This is a genomic window from Tenacibaculum sp. Ill, from assembly GCF_051938915.1.
GTDB lineage: Bacteria > Bacteroidota > Bacteroidia > Flavobacteriales > Flavobacteriaceae > Polaribacter > Polaribacter larymnensis.
Genome location: NZ_JBPSCW010000002.1, coordinates 3,172,368 through 3,196,330, shown reverse-complemented (window position 1 = coordinate 3,196,330; position 23,963 = coordinate 3,172,368). Strand labels below are relative to the sequence as shown.

Annotated in this window: 24 protein-coding genes; 23 read left to right on the top strand and 1 reads right to left on the bottom strand. The window is 29.2% G+C overall.

Translation table 11 applies throughout. The features are described 5' to 3' along the window. Window positions 1-20: 20 nt before the first annotated feature. The gene (locus ACTPNM_RS15090; protein WP_099215504.1) at window positions 21-476 is read right to left on the bottom strand and encodes a hypothetical protein; all 456 of its coding nucleotides are present in this window, start codon (window positions 474-476) and stop codon (window positions 21-23) included. Between the two features lie 80 nt (window positions 477-556). On the opposite strand from ACTPNM_RS15090, the gene ACTPNM_RS15085 reads away from it, so the two are divergent. The 23 genes from ACTPNM_RS15085 (at window position 557) to ACTPNM_RS14975 (ending at window position 23,960) form a co-directional block, all read left to right on the top strand. Beyond that, a complete protein-coding gene (locus ACTPNM_RS15085; RefSeq protein ID WP_440122615.1) occupies window positions 557-991 on the top strand; it encodes a GPW/gp25 family protein in 435 nt (144 codons plus the stop codon). Window positions 992-1,006: 15 nt separating this feature from the next. Beyond that, window positions 1,007-2,788: a hypothetical protein gene (locus ACTPNM_RS15080; protein ID WP_440122614.1), complete on the top strand. Its 1,782-nt coding sequence runs from the start codon at window positions 1,007-1,009 to the stop codon at window positions 2,786-2,788. Window positions 2,789-2,790: 2 nt separating this feature from the next. Further along, a complete protein-coding gene (locus tag ACTPNM_RS15075) occupies window positions 2,791-5,232 on the top strand; it encodes an AAA family ATPase (protein WP_440122613.1) in 2,442 nt (813 codons plus the stop codon). After that, window positions 5,217-6,161 (top strand): hypothetical protein, encoded by a 945-nt coding sequence (locus ACTPNM_RS15070; protein WP_274639653.1) that lies wholly within the window; start codon window positions 5,217-5,219, stop codon window positions 6,159-6,161. Before ACTPNM_RS15075 ends, ACTPNM_RS15070 begins: the two co-directional genes overlap by 16 nt. A 14-nt stretch (window positions 6,162-6,175) precedes the next feature. After that, on the top strand, window positions 6,176-7,054 hold the full coding sequence (locus ACTPNM_RS15065; protein ID WP_440122612.1) for a TssN family type VI secretion system protein: 879 nt from the start codon (window positions 6,176-6,178) through the stop codon (window positions 7,052-7,054). Further along, a complete protein-coding gene (locus ACTPNM_RS15060) occupies window positions 7,044-8,213 on the top strand; it encodes a hypothetical protein (protein WP_274639655.1) in 1,170 nt (389 codons plus the stop codon). The genes ACTPNM_RS15065 and ACTPNM_RS15060 overlap by 11 nt, the downstream gene beginning before the upstream one ends. Before the next feature lie 12 nt (window positions 8,214-8,225). Beyond that, window positions 8,226-8,723 carry a type VI secretion system TssO gene (gene tssO, locus ACTPNM_RS15055; protein ID WP_274639656.1) on the top strand — a complete coding sequence of 166 codons (498 nt, stop codon included), beginning with the start codon at window positions 8,226-8,228 and terminating at the stop codon, window positions 8,721-8,723. A gap of 3 nt (window positions 8,724-8,726) precedes the next feature. Continuing rightward, window positions 8,727-9,173 (top strand): type VI secretion system TssO, encoded by a 447-nt coding sequence (tssO, locus tag ACTPNM_RS15050; RefSeq protein ID WP_274639657.1) that lies wholly within the window; start codon window positions 8,727-8,729, stop codon window positions 9,171-9,173. A 10-nt stretch (window positions 9,174-9,183) separates the two neighbouring features. Continuing rightward, the gene (locus ACTPNM_RS15045) at window positions 9,184-10,116 is read left to right on the top strand and encodes a PKD domain-containing protein (protein ID WP_099215495.1); all 933 of its coding nucleotides are present in this window, start codon (window positions 9,184-9,186) and stop codon (window positions 10,114-10,116) included. A 2-nt stretch (window positions 10,117-10,118) separates the two neighbouring features. Next, a complete protein-coding gene (tssR, locus tag ACTPNM_RS15040; RefSeq protein ID WP_440122610.1) occupies window positions 10,119-12,443 on the top strand; it encodes a type VI secretion system protein TssR domain-containing protein in 2,325 nt (774 codons plus the stop codon). A 36-nt stretch (window positions 12,444-12,479) separates the two neighbouring features. Next, window positions 12,480-13,259, top strand: coding sequence for a type VI secretion system tube protein TssD (gene tssD, locus ACTPNM_RS15035; RefSeq protein WP_440122609.1), 780 nt, complete (start codon window positions 12,480-12,482; stop codon window positions 13,257-13,259). Between the two features lie 14 nt (window positions 13,260-13,273). After that, window positions 13,274-14,875, top strand: coding sequence for a LysM peptidoglycan-binding domain-containing protein (locus tag ACTPNM_RS15030; RefSeq protein ID WP_440122608.1), 1,602 nt, complete (start codon window positions 13,274-13,276; stop codon window positions 14,873-14,875). Beyond that, the gene (locus ACTPNM_RS15025) at window positions 14,826-15,380 is read left to right on the top strand and encodes a hypothetical protein (protein ID WP_440122607.1); all 555 of its coding nucleotides are present in this window, start codon (window positions 14,826-14,828) and stop codon (window positions 15,378-15,380) included. Before ACTPNM_RS15030 ends, ACTPNM_RS15025 begins: the two co-directional genes overlap by 50 nt. Window positions 15,381-15,454: 74 nt before the next feature. Then, window positions 15,455-15,913 (top strand): hypothetical protein, encoded by a 459-nt coding sequence (locus ACTPNM_RS15020; protein WP_440122606.1) that lies wholly within the window; start codon window positions 15,455-15,457, stop codon window positions 15,911-15,913. Between the two features lie 117 nt (window positions 15,914-16,030). After that, complete coding sequence (locus tag ACTPNM_RS15015) at window positions 16,031-16,639, top strand: hypothetical protein (protein ID WP_440122605.1); 609 nt, start codon at window positions 16,031-16,033, stop codon at window positions 16,637-16,639. Window positions 16,640-16,854: 215 nt separating this feature from the next. Beyond that, complete coding sequence (locus ACTPNM_RS15010) at window positions 16,855-18,225, top strand: hypothetical protein (RefSeq protein ID WP_440122604.1); 1,371 nt, start codon at window positions 16,855-16,857, stop codon at window positions 18,223-18,225. Beyond that, window positions 18,215-19,066 carry a hypothetical protein gene (locus ACTPNM_RS15005; protein WP_440122603.1) on the top strand — a complete coding sequence of 284 codons (852 nt, stop codon included), beginning with the start codon at window positions 18,215-18,217 and terminating at the stop codon, window positions 19,064-19,066. Before ACTPNM_RS15010 ends, ACTPNM_RS15005 begins: the two co-directional genes overlap by 11 nt. A gap of 261 nt (window positions 19,067-19,327) precedes the next feature. Further along, window positions 19,328-19,822, top strand: coding sequence for a hypothetical protein (locus tag ACTPNM_RS15000; protein WP_440122602.1), 495 nt, complete (start codon window positions 19,328-19,330; stop codon window positions 19,820-19,822). 297 nt (window positions 19,823-20,119) lie between these two features. Continuing rightward, window positions 20,120-20,518, top strand: a complete 399-nt coding sequence (gene tssD / locus ACTPNM_RS14995; RefSeq protein ID WP_415270266.1) for a type VI secretion system tube protein TssD — start codon at window positions 20,120-20,122, stop codon at window positions 20,516-20,518. Between the two features lie 146 nt (window positions 20,519-20,664). After that, window positions 20,665-22,461, top strand: a complete 1,797-nt coding sequence (locus ACTPNM_RS14990; RefSeq protein ID WP_440122601.1) for a type VI secretion system Vgr family protein — start codon at window positions 20,665-20,667, stop codon at window positions 22,459-22,461. Window positions 22,462-22,463: 2 nt separating this feature from the next. After that, window positions 22,464-22,613, top strand: a complete 150-nt coding sequence (locus tag ACTPNM_RS14985) for a hypothetical protein (protein WP_417786331.1) — start codon at window positions 22,464-22,466, stop codon at window positions 22,611-22,613. A 6-nt stretch (window positions 22,614-22,619) separates the two neighbouring features. Next, window positions 22,620-23,459 (top strand): hypothetical protein, encoded by an 840-nt coding sequence (locus ACTPNM_RS14980; RefSeq protein ID WP_440122600.1) that lies wholly within the window; start codon window positions 22,620-22,622, stop codon window positions 23,457-23,459. Between the two features lie 12 nt (window positions 23,460-23,471). Beyond that, window positions 23,472-23,960 (top strand): DUF4280 domain-containing protein, encoded by a 489-nt coding sequence (locus tag ACTPNM_RS14975; RefSeq protein WP_440122598.1) that lies wholly within the window; start codon window positions 23,472-23,474, stop codon window positions 23,958-23,960. The last annotated feature ends 3 nt before the right edge of the window (window positions 23,961-23,963 follow it).

Here is a 23,963-nt window from a genome sequence, read left to right as displayed (position 1 = left end):
GCTAATTATGTTTTTTGTTTTTATTGTTCAGCTTGATCGATTTCTTTAATAGATTCTTCTAAAATCTTAATAAATGTATCTTTAGTTTCGGGGTTGCTTAGAGCTTTCATTAGTGCTCTGTTAGAAGATAATTGTCTTGAAATTCTTAAGTACTGATCTTTTTCTATATCAAGTTTATTTAGAAAAGAGCTATTAGCCTTAATGTTCTCAACATTAAAATCACTTAAATTATTGAAATTTAAAGATTCTTTAACGTCAGCGCCATTTTCATCAGTGTGTTCAAGTTTTACAGAAGGTGAAAACTTTTCAAAAACAGCTTCGATAGTGTCTAAACCATAAGTAGCTTCGGGGGTTGCTGGAGCTTCGTCGGTAAGTTTTTGGATTAATAGGGTTTTGTTGGAAGAAATGTTTGCGATTGATTCATTAGCATCAACTTTAACTTCATTACCTCCAATTCCGTAATTGTACATTGCCATAATAATTTTTTTTATTCTGCTACGAATCTATTAAATATTTGATAAAAAAAATTATTTTTACAAAAAAAAATTAAGGAAAAATGAATTATTTGAAGATCCCCCTAGACTTTTCCAGTATAACAAAAAGAAATAAAGAGAATAATAGATTGGGGTGTACACTTGAAGAATCAATAGCCCAGCACCTCATGATAATTGCTACTTCAAAACAGGGCGAAGTTTTTGGAAGACCCAATTATGGTTCCGATATTTGGGACTTAGAGTTTAATCAGTTGGTTAAAATCAATAAATGGGAAGAAAAAGTTAAAGATTCTTTATATTACGCCTTTATTGAATATGAACCTAGGCTTAAGGATGTTAGAGTAAGTGTAAGATTATCTGAAATAGATGATGATGCTGAGACTACTGATGTTCATGTAAGAAGAAAAGCAGAAATAAAAGTTTTTGGGACAATTATTGAAACCGAAGCTCCATTTAATTTCGCTACACTTTTTTACATCAGCCCTTTATCTCAATAAAAGAAAAAAAACGCAATGAGAGACGAATACTTTATGAAAATTAAAAATCGAATGCTTTTGCGTTCGATGGAATTATGGGGAATTAAAGACAAAAGAAGTGTCGACCCTATTTTAGATTTATTACTACATACTTTTGCTTATGAAATATCAAAATTACATCAACAAGTAGATGTTTCAGACAAAGAATTACTGGATAGATTGTCTAGAATATTAGTAAGTAACAAGTGGTCTTTACCGTCACCTTCACATGCTTTGCTAAAAGCACAACCAGAAGATGATACTACACAACTTTATGTTTCAGATCATTTTTATTGCTCAAAAAGAAGATTTGGAGAAGAAAAATTAGATGTTTTCTTTACGCCTATTATCGCAAAACAACTTATAAATGCCTCTGTTAAATATTTGGGGTATGATGATAAATTGCAAATAAGTGAAAATCAATTTGGAAATATAGAAGATGCTCTTTATTTATCTCAAGAGAATAAAATTAAAGATTATGAGCTTTGGTTTGGAGTGGATATTTCAAGTGAATTGTTAGAGGAAACAAGCAATTTATCTCTCTGTTTTATTTTAAAAGATAGTTCACTCTTACCTTTTTTAAAAACAATGAAGGTTTATGATGTGGATGGTAATGAAATGTTTCTAGATAAGGAAGAGTTAATAAACAAGAATAGTGAAGTTCATTATTTTGATGATGTTGTTTCGTTTTATGAAGATTGTTTTTATACGTTAAGTTTAAATGAATCTTGTAAGGCAAAAAGAACAATTACAGAGTTGTTTGGTGAACAGGATGATTTTTTCGTTGAACCAGAAGATTTAAATGAGAAGTTGTTGTGGTTTAAAGTAAAGCTTCCAGAGGTTTTTTCTAAAGATAAACTGCAAGGAATAGATGTAAGTTTAAACACTTTTCCAGTAGTTAATAGAAAACTTGAGTATAAACAACATAATTTTAGAAAAAATGGTAGAATTTTATCTGTGCTTAGTGAAGGTGTAGACTATTTTTTAAATATTGAAAGTTTAAATGATGATAAAGGAAATAGTTATGCAAATGTTATAGGAAACTCTACAGAAAGTCTTGAAGGTGGTTACTCGTTATATTTTGGAGATATAGGAAGGTTTGATACTAGAAGTGCTAAAATGATGTTGAGTAAAACCTCACAAACAGTAAGAGAAGAAGGAAGTGCTTTTTCTTCAATAGGTTATGATATTATACAAGCTTACTTAGATGACTTGCATGAAAAACTAGATGAAATTGATAAGAAAATTCATTTAGAATTTGGAGAGGTTAATGCAACTAATGATAAAACTTTTTTATTGACTTATCCGCATAAAGAAGCTTTTAATTACGAGTTTCAATATTGGCTAACAAATGCTAGTCAGGCTAATGGAATTAACACAAGTTACACTTTTAATCAATATAGAACAGGTAAGTTTATCGATAGTAAGATAAAGTTAAAGACTGATACAATTGGAGGTTATATTAGAAAGGAAGAACACGACAAAATAAACGGTTTACGCTATGGATTGCTTACAAGAGAAAGAATTGTAACAAGAGAAGATGTAAAAAGCTTTGTTAATAGTAAAATAGGGCGTTTTGTTGAAGGAATTTCGATAAAAGATGGTGTAGCAATTTCAAAAGAAAAGAAAAAAGGTTTGATAAGAACCACTGATATACATATTAAAACAAAAAAAGAGTTAATCTCTACAGAAAAACAAACCCTTTTCAGTTATTATCTTGAGAAGGAACTGGAAAAGAGATCTATATCAAATATAACTTATAAAGTATTTTTTATTTAAAAATGATAGAAAAAGATTACAGTTCAAGTGCTTTATCAAGCATAAAAAGAGCTAAAAGTATTGCTTACAGAGAAAATCAAAGTACCTATGGCGTTAGCCATTTAATAACATCATTAATTAATGAGCCTACTGGTTTAGAGGAGATTATTGATGGCATGGGTAAAGATGCCAGCTACGTCCTTGAATGGTTTGAGGTAATGAAAGAAATGTATAAGTCGAGTCCTCTACAAGCTTCAAGTGATGTAAATCCAGATAACGAAGTCGCTAAAGTTTTTGAAGAGTCTGAGCGTTCAAAAATAAAATTAGGAACAGAAAATATTGATGCGTTATGCATTTTTACAGCAGTAGTGAGAGAAGGTGTTGTATATTCTGGCCAACAAATAGAAACTTTAGGAATAACCGAGCAAGATATTTTAAAACACTACAATGCAAATACTCCTACTTTTTTAGAGTCAAATGCAAAAGAAAATATTTCGGCAATAAGTTCATATATTGAAGATCTTCAAACACAAGAGGTAATTCAAAAGGGAAACTTAATCTTAGGTAGAGAGAAAGAAGTACGATTAATTTTAGAAAATTTTGAAAGGTCAGAAAGTAAAGGTGTTATCCTAGTTGGAGATTCTGGTATAGGGAAAACAGCAACGGTAAATTACTTTGTAAGAGAGTTGAGTAATAGTACAGATGAGTATTTAAAAAGTCATTTGGTATTTAAACTTAATGTTCCAAAACTATTAGCAGGAGCAAGTTCTGAAAATGATGTAAACAAGAAAATTTCAGAATTATTTGAGAAGTTAGAGTCTATTGATGCTCCTTCCATATTAGTGGTGGATGACCTCCATGTGTTGCTAGAAAACTCTTCAGGAAAAACCAATGCCATTGTAAATATTTTAAATGCTCAATTAAGTGAAGGACGAATTAATATGATTTTTACTATTAATTCAGATTCATACAGAAAAAACCTTGAAAGACACCCTATAGATGGTAAATTAGAAATATTGAAGTTAGAGGAATTGGGGGCTTTAGAGATGTTAAAATGTTTACATAGACACAAAAAAAGGCTAGAACTACATTTTGATATTAAAATTTCAGATAGAGCAATTGAGGAATCTATACATCTTTCAAAAAGGTATTTTAAAGAAAAAAAATTACCCTATGGAGCAATAGATTTAATAGATAAAACTGTAGCAGCTGTAAAGATGAGTAATGCTACGGTATTAGGAGAAGTTAGAAAAATAGAAAAAGAATTTAATGAAGTTAAGGATTCAGAAAAGTTTGATTTTTCTGATTTACAATTAATCTATAATACTATTTATAGAAAAGTTAGTGTTATTCAAACTTCAAAAGTAACCAAGTCATTTAATTTAGTATCTGATAATCCAGATTTACAGGAAGAAATATCTAAGGTTGATGAATTCTTATCTATGCTAAAAGAGCTAGCTAAGATATCTATAGATGTTGTAAGTGAGATAGATATAGAAGCTGTTGTGTCAGAAATAACAGGTATTCCTTTAGGTAAAATTCAGACAGAAGAAAAAGAACGTCTTCTCAATATAGATAAAAGATTAAAAGAGCGAGTTAAAGGTCAGTCGAATGCTATTCAAACATTATCAGATGCTATTATAGAATCGAGAAGTGGTCTTAGTAACCCTAAACAACCAATTGGTTCTTTCTTCTTTTTAGGTCCTACAGGAACAGGGAAAACTGAATTAACTAAATCATTAGCTGAGTTGTTATTTGACGATGAAACGGCGATGATTCGTTTTGATATGTCTGAATTTAAAGAGGAACATTCTGCAGCATTGCTTTATGGAGCACCTCCAGGTTATGTTGGGTATGAAGAAGGAGGGATGTTGGTAACTAAAATAAGGCAGCGTCCATATTCAGTAGTTTTATTTGATGAAATTGAAAAAGCTCACAGTTCTGTATATGATGTTTTTCTTCAATTAATGGATGAAGGTGTGATTCATGATAAACTAGGTAGGGAAGGAGACTTCTCTAACGCTATTGTCATTTTTACATCTAACATTGGTAGCCAATGGATTGCTGAACAAATAACAGAAGGAAAAATTCCAACGTCAAATGAGTTAATAGAAGTAATGGCACAACACTTCAGACCTGAGTTTTTAGGAAGGTTAACAGAGGTAGTACCTTTTGCGCCAATTAATCAAAAGGTAGCACAAGATATTTTAGTGATACACTTTAATAAACTTAGAAAGCAGTTAGAGCAACAAAAACAAATAGTATTAGATATTTCTGATGAAGCTCTAGAATTTTTATCAAAAAAAGGTTTTTCTCAAAAGTATGGGGCTAGACCTATTGCTGGAGTTGTAAGAACATATGTGAAAAAGGTAATATCTAAAATGATAGTTTCTGAACAAGTCAATAAAGGAGATCATGTATTATTAGATTATAAAAACAATAATCTTGTATGGGAGCTAGTGTAAAAGAAAATGATGTTGTAGTTGACGATCTTGTTCGTAATATGGCATCTAACTTTATTGGAGAAGTTTTTGTTGAAGAGCTAGAGTTCTTATTGGATAAAGATGTGTCTGAGACGCTAATCGTAAAAAATCACGGTATGAATAGTAGAGCTCAGTCTAAAGATGTTTTATCTGTCGATTCAAACTTTATAGCTAAAGATGCTGGCTTTGAAGAAAATTTAGTTGTTAACTTAAGTAGAAATAGTATATACCATCAATTACCAGAAATTTTGTTCTATCCTCTCTCTTTAGGGGTTAATTCTGATAACAAAAGAGAGGTGGTTGATACGATTCGTAGGAATAGAGAAAAAGAAAAAGGAGATATTAACTTTTTTACTCTTTTTGATACTGAAATTTTTAAAGAAAGAGTTAGAATTAATAATAGGAGCTTGAATTTTTTCTCAGATAAAAAATCAAAACAAAACCTATTAAATATTTTTAAGCAAATTATAGGTTCTGATTTGCAAGTTTCTGATCAATCTTTGTATAAACTATTCCTTAATTTATGTAAGTCGGAGTTTTTTAAAGAGAACTTAGTAGAGTTAGAAAAATTAATACAAATAGTTTTAGGCTTAAAAGTAAAACTAAGCTATGTGCCTTGCGTTATTAATGAATCTCCTTTTTTAAGTTTAGGAAATGCCATTTTAGGAGTTGATTTAGGTTTAAGTGGAAAGCTTTACAGTGAGATAGATGATGTAAAGGTAGTAGTAGTGTTAGAAAAAGAAGTCGAAAACTTTAAGGTTTTAGAAAAAAGTATTTTGCAAATAAAAGAAGTATTGAGCTTCTTCTTAATTTCCTCAAGAAAAATTCATATCACTTATCAAACGAATTCTGATCAATCTTTTGTTTTGGCAGAAAGATTTTTAGGGTATGACTCATATTTAATTAAATAAGAAAAGAAAAAGTTATGAACATAATAATAGTATATTTTTTAAAATTTCTTTTAGCACCTCTAATAGCCATTATATCTTTAATGGTGTTAAATAATATAGTAAAAGCTAAAAAATCTTTCAATATAAAAAAGGCAATTGTTTTAGTTTTATTACTAACCCTTATTTTAATAGCACCTGTTTTTATTAGTTTGTTAAAGTATGAGTTTGTATGGGTGGGATTAATACTTACGGTTTTATGTTACCTTTTTATAGGTGTGTTTTTTATGCTCTTTCAAAACACGAAGTTTTATAAATCTATAGGCTTAGATAATAAATTCCATACACTATTTTTTGCTTTTATAGTAATGGTTCTATCTGCATGGTTGTATTATCTAATCTTTGAAAAAATAAGTACCCTCCCTTATGCACTTTGGGCTATGTTGTCAATAATTTGGTTTGTACTACCATTATTATACTCAATGTCCTTAGGTTACTTTTTAAATATATCAAAACCGTTTTATAAAGCTTGGAATGTTTCAGATAATGGAGCTACTGATATGTATTGGGATAATGTAGATGTTTTTAAACTAATACAAGTCACAGTTAAGATTAAAAGAAACCCAGAAGATAAAAACTATAGCTCTTTTTCAGTAAAGTTACCTATGGAGGTGTCTGTAGGTATGTGGTTTAACCGTTTTATTGAAGACCAGAATTTTAGGTTTCCTGATAGAATGATTGATACTTATTTAGACGGAGAACCAATTGGCTGGATATTTTATACCAATAAGTGGTTTAACTTCCCTTTGTTTACAAAAGTTTTAGATGCTGAAAAAGATGGGAAATTTAATAGAATTAGAAATAAACAAACTATATACATAAGAAGAACTGCATTAAATACTATTGATGATGAATAAGAAAAATAATAAAATGAATTATTTACCTATAAACTGGACTGACGGAGTAAAAATATCTGCGGAACATTTTTTTAAAAATTATAATAATACAATTGAAACTATAAAGGATTATAATTCGGTTTCTCTTAAAAATTATGAGTATGGTTTAATAGAAGGTGGAGCTGGTTTTGAAAACTTACAATTAGATGTTTTAAGTGACGGGGATAATTCTTTAGTAATAAAACTTAAATCATGTAATGCGATTACAGAAAAAGGATATAGAATTATGTATCATTATGATTTATATGGAGCGAATTCACCTTCTGTAACATTAAAAACGTCTGATTTTGACAAGACAGAAAGTGAAGAGTTTTATATAATGCTGTCTTTGTCTCCTTTTGAATATTTGCCAGTGGGTGTTCCTGACCCTGAAGTTATACCACTACACCATCCAAATGTTTTACCAAAATTAGAATTACATACACTTCCTGTTTCAAAAATTAATACAAGCTTTTTAAAGGAGCACTTTTTAGTTATAGGAAAAGTTTTGTGGACTAACGGGTTGTTTTCAATTGACGAAGGATATGTGCCTCCAGTAGTTAATTTATCTTCAAATGAAAGATTAGAAGGTTTTAGTAAAGGTTTACTACAGGTTCTTATTAAATCTAAAAATTATTCGATTAAAATATTTAAAAAGAATAATGGACAAAAGAGCAGTAACAAATTAGTGGCTAATACTTTTTCAATCTGTGCAAAACTACAAGAGTATTATAGTGATAACATCTTTAACCTAGAAAATATTTCGGTTAGTAGATCTCCTATGTATTTAGTAGATAGGCTAGTTGTATTAGCAAACAAACTTTCTATTTGTCTAAGTATAATGGATGACAAAGAAAAAGAACAACTATTACAATATTACTATCAATGGACAGATATTAAACCTTCAGATTTTCTAGATGCTATAGTAGATGCTGTAAATGTTAAGTATAATCATATAGAAATTGCAGAAACCTTTGATGTGTTAAATAGGTTTGTGGCTATGTTAGAGCGTGTGTTTAAAAAGATGAGTGAACTAGAGTATATAGGACAAAGAAAAGATAATATTGTAATTAACGAAGAGTCAGGTTCACAGTTCAATAGAAATAGAGGTAATAATAGCACTTGGAGTATAATTGATTAACACTAATTTCTTATGAAGGCTTTAAATCACAAAGAAAGAAAAAAACAAATTCTTAAATTTTTTGCGTCATTTTCTTTAACAGCAATAGTTGTATTTTTCTGTTTATATGTCACTTTAATTATTGCAGAAAAAGGAGTTGTTTTAATTGAAAGTAAACAATCTCACTATAATGAAGTTTTTAAAAAGCAAGCAATGTTAAATTTTAAAATGGAAGAACTTTTTAAAAATTTATACAGCTTAAAAAATAAACGAAGAAATATAGGAGAGTATAGGCAAATGCAAAAGATTATTACCAATACTAGGGTTGAGATAAGACAAAGTATTGATAGTACAAAAAAAGAAAATAACTACTATAAAATTTACGGTGAGTTTTTATCGGAAATAAGAAATATACAGTCTCTTCTTGAAAGTTACAATAAAGAAGTTAGTACAAGAGAAGCTAATAAAGAACAATTAGAAAAATGCAGGGAAAAGTATAAGGATTTAAATAAAGATTTAAACAAAGATTAAGCTATGGATAAACACGAAGTTTTTTGGGAAAAAATAAGATTCTCTCTTCTATTTATAATAATTTCTACAGTGGTGTTTATAATACTAACTAAATTTATTTTTAAAGTACCTGTAGTAGAGAGTAAAGAGTTACTGAATAGTATTGATGCTTCAGAAGAAATTTTTGATGTTCAAGAAGACTACACAAAAAGAATAAAGAAAACACATAAAAAAATTCAAGAAATACCTTTTGATGTTATTCAAATTCAGGTGTTAGATGAATTAGATAAAGAAATCCAACTGTACAAAAAAATCTATAGAGATAACGATATGAATAACCGATATATTTTTGGAGTTCAATCATCAAAAACGCTTAAAATGTTTTTCGATTTGAGTGAAGAATACAATGCTTTAAAAAGAAATAATAAAGTTTTGAAAGAGAATTTAGAAGAATGTAAAGCTAACATTTAAATATAAGAGTATGTCTAATAAATTTAAATTGTCGGCTTTAATTTTTATAGCGCTATTAGTACTTATACTAGCAATATTTGCACCTTATAAATCAAGACTTAGTAACTTAGATTTTTATGTGTCTGAGTCTAATAGTAATTATCAATTTGAAGTTGGAGAAAAATTGTTTTTCCTTCTAAACGATACCAGTTTAGTTGAGGGAAGAAAAGTAGTATGGCACATGGGGAATGGAGATTCTATCATGAAACGAGGTAATATTGACTATAAATATCGTAAGGAAGGAAAATATCTTGTGTCAATCAAAATAAATGATAAGTTCACAGTATCAAAACAAATAGGAGTAGTTTCCTTGCCGAAATTGTCGCCAAGAGATTCTTTGGTAACCTTACATGGTGTAGATGAGGGTTATGTAGGTGAAGAATTAGTGTTTTTTACCGAAGGAAAAGGAATAAATACTTGGTATTGGGAGTTTGGAGAAACAGGAACAGTTGATGCTTATGAAGAACAAGTTATCTATAGGTACAGCAAACCAGGAGATTACAGGGTAAAGCTTCAAACAAACACATTAAAATATCCCATATATCATAATATAAGAATCTTACCACGATTTGAAAAAGTTGAAGAATTAGAAAAAGTAGATTCTTTAGGGGTTGTTCAAAATGACATTAGAAAAAGACTTCAGGCAATAGCAGATAGTAAGGTTACAGATCGAGGAACCTTTTATAAGAACTTAAATTATATAAAGAATAACTACACATGTAATCAAGCTGAAGACATACTTGTAATTGTTAATGGAGGAAGGTATAATGACTTTTTTAGTTACTGTCAAGGTTTACACTACTTAGAAAATAAGAAAAGAAGTAAAATAATAATTAATAAAGTTGAAATAGATACAATTAAATGTTTCAAAAGATTAAATGTAACACAAAGTTTACTAAGATAATAATGCAAAAAAAAATAACACTTTTTATTTTTTTTCTGTCACTATATTCCTTTCCTATAATATCACAAACTATAGGGAAATATGAAAAAGTAAAAGAAGTAAAAGAAAATAGATTTAACTATCTTAAAAAAGTAAAAACAAAGCACGATGCCTCGTTAAAAATGGTTTTTTCAGATAGAGAAAACAATTCTTTTTATAAAGGACCATACATTCAAGAAAAATTTAAGAAAAAAGGGTTGTTAACTCCTTTATATGTAATTGATGAAAAAGAGAATTCGTATGAAGTAGTAATAGCCAACCCAGATCAAATAGGGAAACCCAAAGGATTATTTTCTATGTTTTATGGAGATAAGTTTAACTTTAAAGATACTGAACAGGTAGAATATTTAGGCTGGATACCTGTAAATAATGTTATAGAGTACAATCACTCTTTTATAGAAACTTGTAACAATAAGCCAATAAAATATAAAGTAGGTACAGATAAAACGTTAAGACTTTTTGATTTAAAACCATATATGGAGGTAGATTCTGTAAATGTATTTAAAGATCCCTTTTTTAGAACAAAGTCTAATAAGAAGTTAGTATCTAATCAAATAGTATATCCTTATAAATATGATGAAAAAGGAAAAGCAGTATTTATTTCAGATAAACCTATTTTAAAAGACTCTACTTCTCAAACAGTAGGCTGGATACCATCAAACTTAATTACTCGTATAGGACAAAATCAAGTATACGTTGTAAAAAATACTGATAGTTTATTAGCAGTCAGTAATAAAGATACAATTCAACTTACGGGTGAAGATGTGCTGTCAAAATACTTGTATACTGGGTATAAAAATTTGAAAATAGATGTTACTAAAGATCTAATAGCCCCAGTACATGTTTGGAATCATGATAAAAATAAACTTATCAATGTAAAAGGAAACAGTTTCTACACAAAAGAAATAAAGTTTATGAAAGAGGAATCTAAAGTCGTAAACTTCCACTTTATTTCTAAAAACGAAGAAAGCGAGCACCTAAAAAAAATACTGAATTCTCTACAAAGTTTATACATAACCCTATTTCAAGAGCCTACCGAAACTAAATACAGTTTTTCAGCAATATTAGTGGACAAAAAAGGAACAGCGATATTAGAAAAAACAAGTTCCTTTTCAGAATGGATTAGTTTTGTTGAGTCTTTTATAGAAAGTAATCAAAATAATTTAGCTGTAGAATACACAGAAAAAACAATGTCTATTCCCAAGGCAGTTGATTATGCAATAGATAATTTTTCAGGCGAAAAAAAGCGTTTTGAAAACAACTTCTTTATCATAGCTTCAAGTAAAGAGAGTACAAATGATATTAAAAGGCAAAAAGATACTTTTTTTGAAAGAATAGCTAAAAAATCACCTAAAATTATTTTTGCTCAATTAGACAATAACAAAAGTGTAAGATCTCAAAATTACATATTAGGAAGTAAAGAGTTTTTGTATAAAACAGGGAAGTTTTATAATGAATTTATCAAGAATTTTATTGTAGATAATGAAATTATAGTAGAAAACAATATACTTAAAAAAGTACCAGCAGACGAAGATAACATCTATGTGTATGATGCACCAGATAATAGTTTGTTTAATGGAGGAGTTGTTTTTCCAAGAATAGAAAGTTCTTTAACTCCTTTGTCTTTAGAGAAAACAATAGATACTGTTTTAAAAAGATCTGTTTTAACCAATGATAAACTTATATCCTCGTTAAATTACTTCAACAAAAAATTAGGAGTTTTAAGAAGTGAACCAAGTGCTACGATAAAAACAAGATATAAAGAGTTAAACACGGATAGTTTACGACTCTTCCAATTAAGTAGAAATAACTTACACGAAGTATTGTACCAAAAAGTATCATTACTTAACGATAGTATTATTAAAAAAGGATATGTTTTTGACAAGGATGAAATCATAGAATTGATAGAAAATTATCGTAGTACATTTCCTCAAATGGCAAAACCAATTACGAGAAAAAAACGAAGAGTAATAAAACGTCTTTACCAAAAGCAAATAAAGATATTAAACAAAGCAGCGTATAGATATGTTTTAAGTAGAAAAGCAACAATTGCTGACTTGTTTTACTTTAAATCAGGAATACCTCTAAATCATGAAGGGTATTACTGTTTACGAATACATAAACTACCAAGAAAAAGAGTAGAAAAAAACGGTTTTGAAAAATTTTATTTTCAACAGTATGAAAAAATAGATAAATTAGAGGAATTATTTTTAAAAAATAAGTTGCAAAAAGTAGAAGAAGGTTATAAGAGTGAAGTGTACTTTATACCTTTAGAACTATTGCCCTAGTTAATAGTTAGGAAGAACCCCGAAAATTGCCTAAAAATGAATGTTAAAGCAAAGCTATTTGTATGTGGAGAAGAACGAGAACTTTTCAATACAAATTTAAATTACGATCGACTTATTGATTGGAACGGAAAACCTACCTCTGCCTTAATGGGAGGAACCATCTCGGTTACATTTGAATCACAAATGTATGACGATAGTTTTTTAGAATGGATTATTGCCGACAGAACCGAAAACAAAAAAGTATCATATCCCTTCAACTTATATCAGTTAAGAGAAGGGAAAGTTGTTTTTTATCAAGATGATTTTGACGGATTAGAAATCTTTGAATACAGTTTTAAAGATGCCACTCTAATAAATTATCACGAAAAATTTTGCAACCAATTAGGTATGCAGGTTACTTTAACCATATCACCTGCTATGCAAGACTACCGATTTTTTAACAACTCTAGTTGGAGTAAAAAAACTACCACACGTTATATAAAACACTGGCAAGAAAGTTTTATACCAATAAAAGAAGCTGCACCATACAAAGCTAAAGAAGATACAACACCACGCTTTACTTGTTATTATACCGACCTTCAAGGTAATAAACAGGCAGAACCACATACAGGAGAAGAAGTGTACTTAGTATTGAAAACAGAAAATGCTATAGGACAAACAATAGATATCGATTTGAGTAACCATACCAAAGATTTTATATATAACAATAAGGTTATAGAGAACGATATTATAAAAGATTTTAAGGTAACTAGTAGTGAGCACAAACTTAAATTACAAGTTGTAGCACAACAACCAGAACCTATAAATATTGAATAAAAATAGCTAAGAAAATGATTATCAAACCTAGTAATACATTAAAAATAAGACATCATAAAGTTTTAGATGCTTATTTTGCTGAGAGAATAGATACTCCTCAATATAAAAAGAGTGATAAAAAAGAACCTGTTAAGTATAAAATAGTTTCAGGAGATACATTAAGTAAAATAGCAAAAAAACACAATACTACAGTAGCAAAAATAAAAGCAGATAATGGCTTAACCAGCGATACCATTTATGTAGGGAAAACTCTAAACATTGGTTCACAACCTAAAAAAGAAAAAATAGGAGATAAAGTGACTTTTAAGAGTTTAAAGTCAGCAAATTTAGGAGATGAAGTTTATGTGGTTGTAAAAACATTGAACTTAGCAAATAAAAAAGTTTGGTTGAATGTAAGACAAGGAAAAGAAGAAAAAACAGAGCTTCACTTTAAGAAAAGTGGACTAATATTGCAACATAGTAAAGGAGAAAATACAAGGGCTGAAGCAGTTGTAGGAGCATATGCAAAAAATGATAAAATAACCAACAAAATTGACTTTAAAGATTGGGCAATTTTTAAAATTACGTTAGGAGGTAAAGATACCAAAAGAGAAATAGAAGAGTTGGATAAGCTTAAGGGTAAAAAGGCTTTTATGTACTTACTTGTGGATGCTCATAGTCCTAACAATTTAAAAGTAGTATACAATGGTAAAAACCCAGATAAAGAAGGAGATCCAGACAAGCGAAATACACCTAACTATTGGTTAGATATGGATGGTAAGTGGTTTGAATTGGAGAATAAACCTTGCTTTTGTAATAGAAGTCTTACAATAGAGGAAGTTAAAAAATTAGTTAATAAGGATAAGCTTTTTTATCATAAAGATTGCCCCATACCTAAAGATAAAAGAACATATGAAGAGTTCACAAAACAGTTAAATGCTACTTTTAAAAAATATAAAATTAGTACATGTCTACAAAAGGCGCACTTTATAGCACAAACAGAAGCAGAGTCAGATCATTATAAAACAACAATAGAATATGCTGACGGATGGGATTATGACCATACAACTTACGAAACCAATTATAAAAACTATAAATTATACCTTAAGGATAAGGTGAAAAATAAGAAGTATAATACTTCAGAAAATAAAAAAGGATATAGAAAATATAAAACGCGAATTAGTAATGGGCATAATGTGAAGGGCTATGGTCCAAAATATAAAGGAAAAGGATTAATCCAATTAACATGGAAAAAAACATATGAGAAATACTTTAAATATTTAGGAAAACCTGAATTAATAAGTACACCAGAAAAAGTTGCAGAAGATCTGTTTTACACTTTTGACTCCGCAGGGTGGTATTGGAATAATGGTTCTGCTTGGGGTGATATGAATACCAAAGCTGATAAAGATGATTTAATAGCTGTATCAATTGGAATTAATGGAGGTTTAAATGGTTTTAGTCATAGGAAGAAGAATCTCAAAAGAATTATTAAAGAGATGGAAATAAAGGAAGAATGTGTGTCCTTAAATGATAAGACGATTGGTGTATATAAATATGAAACAAGTTCAATTAAGAATTCTAAATATGGAAAGAGAAAAACAATTAAAGAAGCCATACAGAAATTTGATGATTAAGTTTTTAATTATCACTTTATTTTTTATTTCCTGTAAAAAAGGGAATAAAACGGATGTTGTTAACTACTCTTTAGATAAAAATGAAGAGGTAATAAAAAGAAAATCAGTAAAAAAACAGAAGCATGAGTTTCAGCAGGAATATGATATAGTTGAATTAGGATATTTCGATAATGACAATGTTAAGGATACTATAAAGTGTTTTTATAAAAATGATGTGAAAACTGGAGAACCATTATGTGACTGTAAAGTAATTTTAAAAAGTGAAATAAAAGAAATTAGTATCCCGATGTTTTCGGGTTCCATGCAAATTAACAATTTTGAGAAAGGACAGGTTGAAACCTATGAAGTTAATAGAAACGGTGATTACGAAGAAACAATATCGTATCAGTTTAATGATAAATTCGGTGATTGGTTTATAAAATCAATAACGATTACTGAAAATGGAGAGGAGACAACTAGCAAACCAAAAGAAATTTGGAATATTAGTAGAACAGTAAAGAAATAATTTTTCCTCTATAGGAATGATTATAATAGATAGGCTTATGAAAATTGGTAAATTAGGAATAAAATAACTACGGGATGAGTAGTAACAAAATAATAATATCACTTATCCTAGTTGTTTTTTTTATTTGTTGCAAATCAGGTAATAAGAAGCAGGAGGAGAATGTTAAAGATAGCTCAGGTAATATAATTGATTTAAAAGAAGTGTCAGGTGTAAATTATCATTATAACATCTTATATATAAAGAATGACTTATATGAATATCAAGATACTATTTTAAAAACACCCATAGATGAAGTTAACTTTCATCATTTTGAAATTTTAAGAGAGGATAATTTTAATACATTATTTTATGAGTATTCTAGTGTCAGACCAATGTTCTACAAAACAATTTATTTTAATAAAAATAATACTAAAATAGACTCTTTGAAAAAAGGAAGTTTTAATATAGAAACATCTGATTTTAATTCTACTTCTCTTAAAATTGATAAATCTATTTGTGAGGGTAAAATAGAAGAATTGAACTTTGAAAACTAATTTGCTCCTTTCTATATTCAATACTTTATACATGTAGGGCCAAATGCAGAAGTTTATAACAACTAGAGAGCTAGGTTTTTAATGCTATTTTACAACTAAAAAAATATAAAATTTAATATGAGATATACTATAGTAATAATAATTCTATTTCTTTTTTTTAGTTGTAAAACAGCAATAAAAGGGGATAAAGATATTATAGTACAAGAAAAGGAAAAGATACAATCAGTAAATGTTGAGGAAGATAATCCTAAAAGTAATACAGAAAAAGACACTTTAACAAAAGTAGAAAGCCAAAAAATACTAGAGTTTGATGTTAAAGAGGTCATGGAAGAAGATATGATAGGACTATCTTTTAATGAAGAAGAGAAAGAGGTGTTGAAAAGATATACGTATGATGTTTCTGGAGCATGTTATTCATGTGATATAGCTAATGTTACATTTAATCATAAGAAAGTAATCTTAACTAATGTTTGTGAAGATTCGGAGAAAAGAGTTTTTAAGATAGAGAGTATAGTGAAAAAAGAAAAAACCTATGAAATACTCTTTATTCAAGAAAACCAAAAAGTAAAATTATTTATAGCTAAAGTAGAAGAAGTCCCGATTTATAGTGTTCAGTTAGATGCAAGTTTCCAAGAAATAGATAACTTTCAAATCAATAAATTTTATATGATTAAAAGGGATTTAAAAAAGTTAGAGACTCATGATTGTGGGGAGTTTGAAGGGTAAGTAGAAAAATTATTGTTTCATATAAAAAAAGTGATAAAAAAGAACCAGTTAAGTATAAAATAGTTTCAGGAGATACATTAAGTAAAATAGCAAAAAAACACAATACTACAGTAGCAAAAATAAAAGCAGATAATGGCTTAACCAGCGATACCATTTATGTAGGGGAAACTTTAAACATTGGCTCACAACCTAAAAAAGAAAAAATAGGAGATAAAGTGATTTTTAAGAGTTTAAAGTCAGTAAATTTAGGAGATGAAGTTTATGTGGTTGTAAAAAAATTAAACTTAGCAAATAAAAAAGTTTGGTTGAATGTAAAACAAGGAAAAGAAGAAAAAACAGAGCTTCACTTTAAGAAAAGTGGACTAATGTTACAACATAGCAAAGGAGAAAACACAAGGGCTGAAGCAGTCGTAGGAGCTTATGCAAAAGATGATAAAATAACCAATAAAACTGACTTTAAAGATTGGGTAATTTTTAAAATTACATTAGGAGGTAAAGATACCAAAAGAGAAATAGAAGAGTTGGATAAGCTTAAGGGTAAAAAGGCATTTATGTACTTACTTGTGGATGCTCACAGTCCTAATAATTTAAAAGTAGTATACAACGGTAAAAATCCAGATAAAGAAGGAGATCCAGACAAACGAAATACGCCTAACTATTGGCTAGATATGGATGATAAGTGGTTTGAGTTGAAAAAGGGATGTGGTATAGAAATAACTTCAGAAATTTTAAAACAAATCTTCCCAAAATCTAAATCAACAAGAAGGAAAGAAGTTGCGGATGCCATAAATAAATATAAATGTGAGTTTGAAATTAATAGTTTAGATAGAATGGCTCATTTTTTAGGACAAATAGGGACAGAAACAAGTCAATTGAATGCACTTAAAGAAAGCTATAATTATTCAGCAAAAAATATCTATAACACCTTTTTAAGAAAAGTTCTTGTAAAACACCCTACTAGTTCAAAAAAATACACATTCAAGTATCATGATTTGATAGAAGGGTACAATGCTACTTTAACATGTGAATATTCAAATCCTAAGACTTCATCTGAAAAGAATTATGGACATAAACGAGATGTTGAAGATCCAATTGAAGTAACTAAAAAAAATGGTAAAGCTTCTTGGAGTTATGATGAATTTAATGAGCTATACAGTATCAAAGATGAATACATTAAAGATAAAAAACTTTTTGATTATGTCTACGGTTGTAGAATGGGAAATGGTAAAAGGTCAACAGAAGACGGGTCTGATTACTTTGGTGTTGGTTTTATACATTTAACAGGTAAAAATAAATATAAAGCATTGCATGATAAATGGAATGAGTTGTACCCTAATGATAAAAAGGATTTTATGGGGGATGATATTAGTTTATTGAAGACTGATGTGGATGTGGCTATGAAGGCATCGATGATTATTTGGACTCATGTTCAAGTAGGTACTAATAATGAGGCGGATAAAGGAAATAATAAAGCAGCTATTATAGCGGTAACAAAGGATGTAAATGGAGGTACCAATGGATTAAATCATAGAGAGAAATTTACAAAAAAAGCTTACGAAATTTTAAAAAAAGAAAATGAGAAATAAAATATTTACTCTAATTCTATTAGTTTTTATAGTTAGTTGCAAAAAACAGGAAAAAAAATCAATAGAAAAAAAAGATGAAATAATTACCGAGAATTATGACGTGTCTACTACAGAAGATACGCTTAATGAATATGACTTAGATCAACTTCAAGGTATATGGAAAAGTTTTTCTTACTATTTAGAGCATGAACAAGATGATAAAGATGAGCATAAAAATGAGTATTATAAAGTAGTTTCAAAGTCTAAGTGTATAGATATTATTCTAAGAGAGCATGAAATGGATAGTATATTGTATAAGACCTACGAACTAGGTTTTATAGATAATAAAAATCAATATAAGAAAGGAATGGAAAAGCCTCCTTTGAAAACTAAAGGGAGTTTTTTAGTTAGAAACTTAAAAGGTGTATTTCAAAAAGGGGAGGGAACTCAAAAGTTTATTGAAGAATTTGAAGTGAGTCAAAATATACAAAGGAATTACGATACATATGAACTTTTAGACGATGGTTTTAATTACAAAAACTTTGGAGTTGTAGAAAAAGTTCAGTTTAAAAAAGTATTAGCACTTCCAGTAGAGGTTTACAAGGAATTGAAAGGGATTTCTGCAATAGAGGTGGAAGCTTTTAACATTGCAGAGCTTTCTTCAATGGTGGTTGTAAATGTTCCAAAGAGTTATTTTTATGAAGACGAAAATTTAGAAGTGAAAAAAAGAGCTTTTTTGATTCAAAATGATAAGGCATACTTAGAAGAAATTAATGATAACTCTGTAAAAGTGTATTATGATGGGGCAAAAATCACCTCTGGATATTTAAAAAAATCTGAGGTAACAATACTGCAAGATTAGTTTTTGCTAAGGAGAACAATTGTAATTAGTAACAAAACCTTAACCTCTTTAATTCTATATATAATTAGTAATTACTGTCAGTCAATATAAAAAACTTACTACTTTTGTGAAGCTGCTAAAAAAAGATAAACCTTATATTTTGAAGAAGAAAAAGGCTCCTATAAAATTATAGTATGGTAGCTACCAATTTATATAATACAATTCTTTCTTCTTACAACCTATAAACATCTTAATAGCAGTTTTTCAATTAAATTTATATATATGATTTTTAAACTGATATTTAGAAAAAAATTAAAAGAGTTAAAAAAGAGAGAACAAGGAATAGAGTTAGAAAGAAACCGTTTAAAAAAAGTTAAGTATTTATTAGATGAACGAGTAGGTGAAGGAGCAAAATGTGTAATAGAAACAACTAATAAAGGAGTAGCTGTGTTAGTAGCAATAAACTCTAAAGAAAATGAAATAGAAGTTTTTGATATTGATACTATGAACACACCTACAGTTAAAGAATCCGGATTATGGGTAAAGATGTGGGATAAAATTAGAAGTAAAGAGGTTTTTTTGCAAGATAGAAATGGAAAAGAAAAAGGACTTGAAGAAGTTGCAATGATGCATTTATTTAACCTTGTTGATGAAGCCACAAAAGAAAAAGTTAGTTGGAAAGTAAAAGACATTAAAGATTATAATGATAAAGATGAGCTTATTACTTTGTATGAAAATATGGGGTTTAAAATAAAACACTTTTCAAAAGCCCAGTAATTTTAAATAACGTGAAGTCAACTTAATCAGTACTAGTCTTTATTTAGCTAAGATTGTTAAGTTTTTTAGGAAAATAACTTTAAAAAAGTAACAATTTTTTCACATTAAAATTAGGATGTGAGAAAACTATAATTTACCTTTACACCACATAAGGCAATATTTGTTATCTTCTTTCTTCTTATAGAATGGCGCCAAAAAATAAAAAAAGAGAAGGTTTTATATTGTTTAAAGCTTTCTCTTTTTTTATGGAGAAAGCTCTAAAAAGTATTTTAATTATTTAACCCAAAAAAAGAAACTATGGGATCATTTAGAGCAAGTTTCGAATTCGCAGGAAAAGAATTCGACGTATTAGAAGCTGAGTACAGCTTAAACAGAAACACAGACACAAAAGGTAAACCATCTTCAAGTGTAAACGGAGGAAGAGTTACTTTAACTATCGAATCTACATCAGATACCTCTGTTATTGAAGCAATGGTAAATAGCCAATTTAAGTCTGTTGATGGAAAAATTGTTTTCAAGAAAACAGATGAAGATTCAAAAATGAAAGAAGTGGAATTCAAAAATGCTTACATCGTTTACTTCAAAGAAGATTTAGATGTAAACAACGAAATTCCAATGAAATTAACAGTTACTTTCTCTGCTGAAGAATTACTTATAGGTAATGCTAACTTAGATAACCGTTGGCCAGTAGCTTAATGAGAAGGACTAAATAACTTTTAGTTTTATATAATTTATTACTAAAGACCTTCTCTCTTTTTTAAGAAAGAAGGTCTTTTCTGTTTTTTTAAAAAAAAGTGCTGATAACTATATATGTAGCTATCACTAAGAGAAAAAAAATTACAATGCATAAGATAAAAGAAGAAGCATTAGATAAGCAAATTACCATTGATGGTAACTTTGTAAAGAGCTATAAAACAATTACAATTAACCAATTTTTATATAAGCATCATACTTTTGAAGTTGTAGTAGATATAGAAACTGTAGAAGAAGCAGGAAGCTATACATTAGATAAATCAAAAGAATGGTTAGGTAAACAGCTTACCACGAACGTTTCAGGTAAAGCATTTATAGGTGTTGTGTTAGATGTATCAATGCGTCATAACGAAATAGGATTACATGGCGAATTAATACTTAAAGGATTGTCTCAAACTGTCTTGTTAGAAAATGGAAAACAGCAAAAATCTTGGTTAGAAAAAGACTTAGGAAGTATTGTTTCAGAAACCCTAGATGCTACTGCTATTAAAAGTAAGATTAGTCCAGCTTATACTACAATAATCCCTTATCAATGTCAATATGCAGAGAGCGATTATAAATACCTTCAACGGTTAGCATATCAATATAATGAATGGTTTTACTTTGACGGAGTAGACGTTATTTTTGGAAAGCCTGAATCTGAAGGTCAAAAACCAATAGAGCTAGAATACAGTAAAGATTTAAAAGAACTACAAATAAAAACCAAAACGTATAATCCTACTTTAGCGACTTATAGTTACGACTCGTTAAATGATCAGTTTTTTGAAGGAGATTTAAAAGCAAATAATGAAGGATTAAACGATTTAGCCAATACAGCACTAAAAGCATCAGAGCAAGTTTATAAAGAAGTGAAAGACTTTGGAGTAAGTGATGTGTTTTTACAAGATAAATCATCATTAGATGAGTACTTACAAAAGCGTTTACAAGGGTTAAGTGCAGGAGGTAATATACTTAAGGCAAGTGGAGGAAGAAAAGGACTTTGCTTAGGGACTATAATAAAAGTTAGTGCAGCAAAGTATGACGAAGGAAAGTATACTGTAAAACAGTATGGAGAATATATTATAACTCAAATAAGTCATTTTGCTGACGTAGGAGGAGCATATCATAATACCTTTGAAGCTATCCCTGCAAATACAAAAAGTTTACCATTAAACGAAAACATAGCACCAGCAGTAGCTAATAATCAAATAGCGACGGTAGTAAGTAATAAAGACCCAGAAAGTAAAGGACGTGTACAAGTTCAATTTTACTGGCAAGAAGCTATTGGAGCAAAAACAGATTTTATTCGTGTAATGACTCCAGATGCAGGAAGCAGTGAACTTACTAAAACCAATAGAGGCTTTGTGTTTATTCCAGAAGTAGGAGATCAAGTAATGGTAGGGTTTGAACATAACGACCCTAATCGTCCCTTTGTAATGGGAAGCATGTTTACAGGTAAAAATGGAGCAGGAGGAGGTGAAAACAACGTTGTAAAAAGTATTGTCACTCGTGGCGGTCACATCATAGAGTTAAATGATACAGTGGGAAAAGAGAGTATTACGATTACCGATAAGAACAGTAACATAATACAATTAAACACTCACGAAAGTTCCATAGTTATTTCCGCAAATGAAAACATGACTTTTATGTCTAAAAATTTAGACATTGTGGTAAGAGAAAATTTAAATATTACCACAGGTAAAGACAAAAGAGAAAATATTTCAGGAAATTATAAGCTTAAAGCTACCAATATAATTCAAATAGCAGATGAAGAAATAAAGAATGAAGCAGAGCAAATAATACAAGAAGCAGGAAAAGAAATAGACCTTTTAGCTAGTGGCAATATAAATAAGCAAGCAGAGCAAAAAATTAATAATAGTAGCGGAAAACAAAGTAACCTTTTTTAAACATGGAAAAGAAAAATACTATTATAAAAATAGCCAAAGGGAAAATTATACTTTCTACTAAAAATGATATTTCTATAAAGGCTAAAAACATAAACAGTTTATCTAAAACCTTAGTAAATGAAACAGGGAAAGAAGGTATTGTTTTTAAATAGCAAAGTATGAGTTTTGGTGTGTACGACCATGTAAATCATGGTGTTAAGAATAGTTATGGTGTTAGCTGTACTTTTTTAAAAGAACAAATTACTACCAATTATATATTTGATATTGCTTATCAAGCTTATAATCAAAAAGATTACATAGTTCATATTAACAGAAAGCAGTTTTTTGTCAATAGTAAAGAGCCAAAAGAAATATTAGATGTTTTAGCATTACGTTGTGCAACACTTATGTATCCATTACAATTACATATTTCTAAATTTGGCTTCAACTATAAGCTTTTTAATTTTAAAGAAATACAAGAGCGTTTTAACAAGCAACTACCAAATATTCAAAGAGAATTTACTGGTGAAGTAACGGATGCTTATTTTGCTGAAATTAAAAAATCGGTAAGTAACGAAAGTATATTTATACAGCGTTTAAAAAGTGACTTTTTATATGCACTATTTTTCTATGGCTTACCAGTAGCATATCAACATAAACCAATACAAGATAACTATCAAGTAAACATACCTATACACCCATATCAACCCGAAAACTTTTTTGTGGGAGAGCAAACGTTTAAAAAAGTAGAAAATATACACGATGTAACTTTTAAAGGCTCAGATGAAAAAGGCAATACCTTGTTGTTACATCATTTAGTAGAAAAACAAACTCTTATACCTTTGCGTATAGAAATGTTTTACAACAAAGAGTTAGATAGTGAAATAAATTGTAGCATAGTTCAGCTTAAAGAGCGAAAAGAAAATATAAGCTTTAACTATAAAAATGGTAAAGCTATAGAAGGAAAACAAAAGAAACAGAAAAAAGAAAATTGGTTTAGCAGCCTATTTAAAATTTAAAAAAAAATTATTATGAGTGATGTAGCAGTAATTTGCAATGGTGCTATGTGTAAATGTGCACATGGTTTTACACCCGACACCTTTGCAGTAGTAAGTACGCATAAACATTATATAAACGAGTCTAGTGGTTCTCAAAAAATGGTAGGTTCTACTATGGATATAGGGCAACCCTTTGAAGCAAAAACTTTTGGACAGTGTAAACTACAACCCTCTGGAAGTAGTTACTTACCTTGTATGCCAAGCATAATACAATGGCAAGACTTTTATGAAAAGGTAACTTTAAGTAACCAAGGAAAAATATTAACAGAAAAAAGTAAAGCTATTTGTGCTATTGCAGGCGCACCATGTGTAGAATTTACTTTTCACGGACAAGTAGGTGCACCAACAGAAAGTCAAGCCGCACAGACAAATACAGCAGTACATAGTCAAATGAACCCACTTGCAAATCCAAAGCAAGCGATAGAAGACACTGATGATACTGATTTATTAGAAATTAAATAACCT

Excerpts from the sequence above, each read along its gene's own strand:
- ACTPNM_RS15090 (WP_099215504.1), bottom strand. The coding sequence starts at position 476 with ATGGCAATGTACAATTACGGAATTGGAGGTAATGAAGTTAAAGTTGAT.
- ACTPNM_RS15085 (WP_440122615.1), top strand. The coding sequence starts at position 557 with ATGAATTATTTGAAGATCCCCCTAGACTTTTCCAGTATAACAAAAAGA.
- ACTPNM_RS15080 (WP_440122614.1), top strand. The coding sequence starts at position 1,007 with ATGAGAGACGAATACTTTATGAAAATTAAAAATCGAATGCTTTTGCGT.
- ACTPNM_RS15075 (WP_440122613.1), top strand. The coding sequence starts at position 2,791 with ATGATAGAAAAAGATTACAGTTCAAGTGCTTTATCAAGCATAAAAAGA.
- ACTPNM_RS15070 (WP_274639653.1), top strand. The coding sequence starts at position 5,217 with ATGGGAGCTAGTGTAAAAGAAAATGATGTTGTAGTTGACGATCTTGTT.
- ACTPNM_RS15065 (WP_440122612.1), top strand. The coding sequence starts at position 6,176 with ATGAACATAATAATAGTATATTTTTTAAAATTTCTTTTAGCACCTCTA.
- ACTPNM_RS15060 (WP_274639655.1), top strand. The coding sequence starts at position 7,044 with ATGATGAATAAGAAAAATAATAAAATGAATTATTTACCTATAAACTGG.
- tssO (WP_274639656.1), top strand. The coding sequence starts at position 8,226 with ATGAAGGCTTTAAATCACAAAGAAAGAAAAAAACAAATTCTTAAATTT.
- tssO (WP_274639657.1), top strand. The coding sequence starts at position 8,727 with ATGGATAAACACGAAGTTTTTTGGGAAAAAATAAGATTCTCTCTTCTA.
- ACTPNM_RS15045 (WP_099215495.1), top strand. The coding sequence starts at position 9,184 with ATGTCTAATAAATTTAAATTGTCGGCTTTAATTTTTATAGCGCTATTA.
- tssR (WP_440122610.1), top strand. The coding sequence starts at position 10,119 with ATGCAAAAAAAAATAACACTTTTTATTTTTTTTCTGTCACTATATTCC.
- tssD (WP_440122609.1), top strand. The coding sequence starts at position 12,480 with ATGAATGTTAAAGCAAAGCTATTTGTATGTGGAGAAGAACGAGAACTT.
- ACTPNM_RS15030 (WP_440122608.1), top strand. The coding sequence starts at position 13,274 with ATGATTATCAAACCTAGTAATACATTAAAAATAAGACATCATAAAGTT.
- ACTPNM_RS15025 (WP_440122607.1), top strand. The coding sequence starts at position 14,826 with ATGGAAAGAGAAAAACAATTAAAGAAGCCATACAGAAATTTGATGATT.
- ACTPNM_RS15020 (WP_440122606.1), top strand. The coding sequence starts at position 15,455 with ATGAGTAGTAACAAAATAATAATATCACTTATCCTAGTTGTTTTTTTT.
- ACTPNM_RS15015 (WP_440122605.1), top strand. The coding sequence starts at position 16,031 with ATGAGATATACTATAGTAATAATAATTCTATTTCTTTTTTTTAGTTGT.
- ACTPNM_RS15005 (WP_440122603.1), top strand. The coding sequence starts at position 18,215 with ATGAGAAATAAAATATTTACTCTAATTCTATTAGTTTTTATAGTTAGT.
- ACTPNM_RS15000 (WP_440122602.1), top strand. The coding sequence starts at position 19,328 with ATGATTTTTAAACTGATATTTAGAAAAAAATTAAAAGAGTTAAAAAAG.
- tssD (WP_415270266.1), top strand. The coding sequence starts at position 20,120 with ATGGGATCATTTAGAGCAAGTTTCGAATTCGCAGGAAAAGAATTCGAC.
- ACTPNM_RS14990 (WP_440122601.1), top strand. The coding sequence starts at position 20,665 with ATGCATAAGATAAAAGAAGAAGCATTAGATAAGCAAATTACCATTGAT.
- ACTPNM_RS14985 (WP_417786331.1), top strand. The coding sequence starts at position 22,464 with ATGGAAAAGAAAAATACTATTATAAAAATAGCCAAAGGGAAAATTATA.
- ACTPNM_RS14980 (WP_440122600.1), top strand. The coding sequence starts at position 22,620 with ATGAGTTTTGGTGTGTACGACCATGTAAATCATGGTGTTAAGAATAGT.
- ACTPNM_RS14975 (WP_440122598.1), top strand. The coding sequence starts at position 23,472 with ATGAGTGATGTAGCAGTAATTTGCAATGGTGCTATGTGTAAATGTGCA.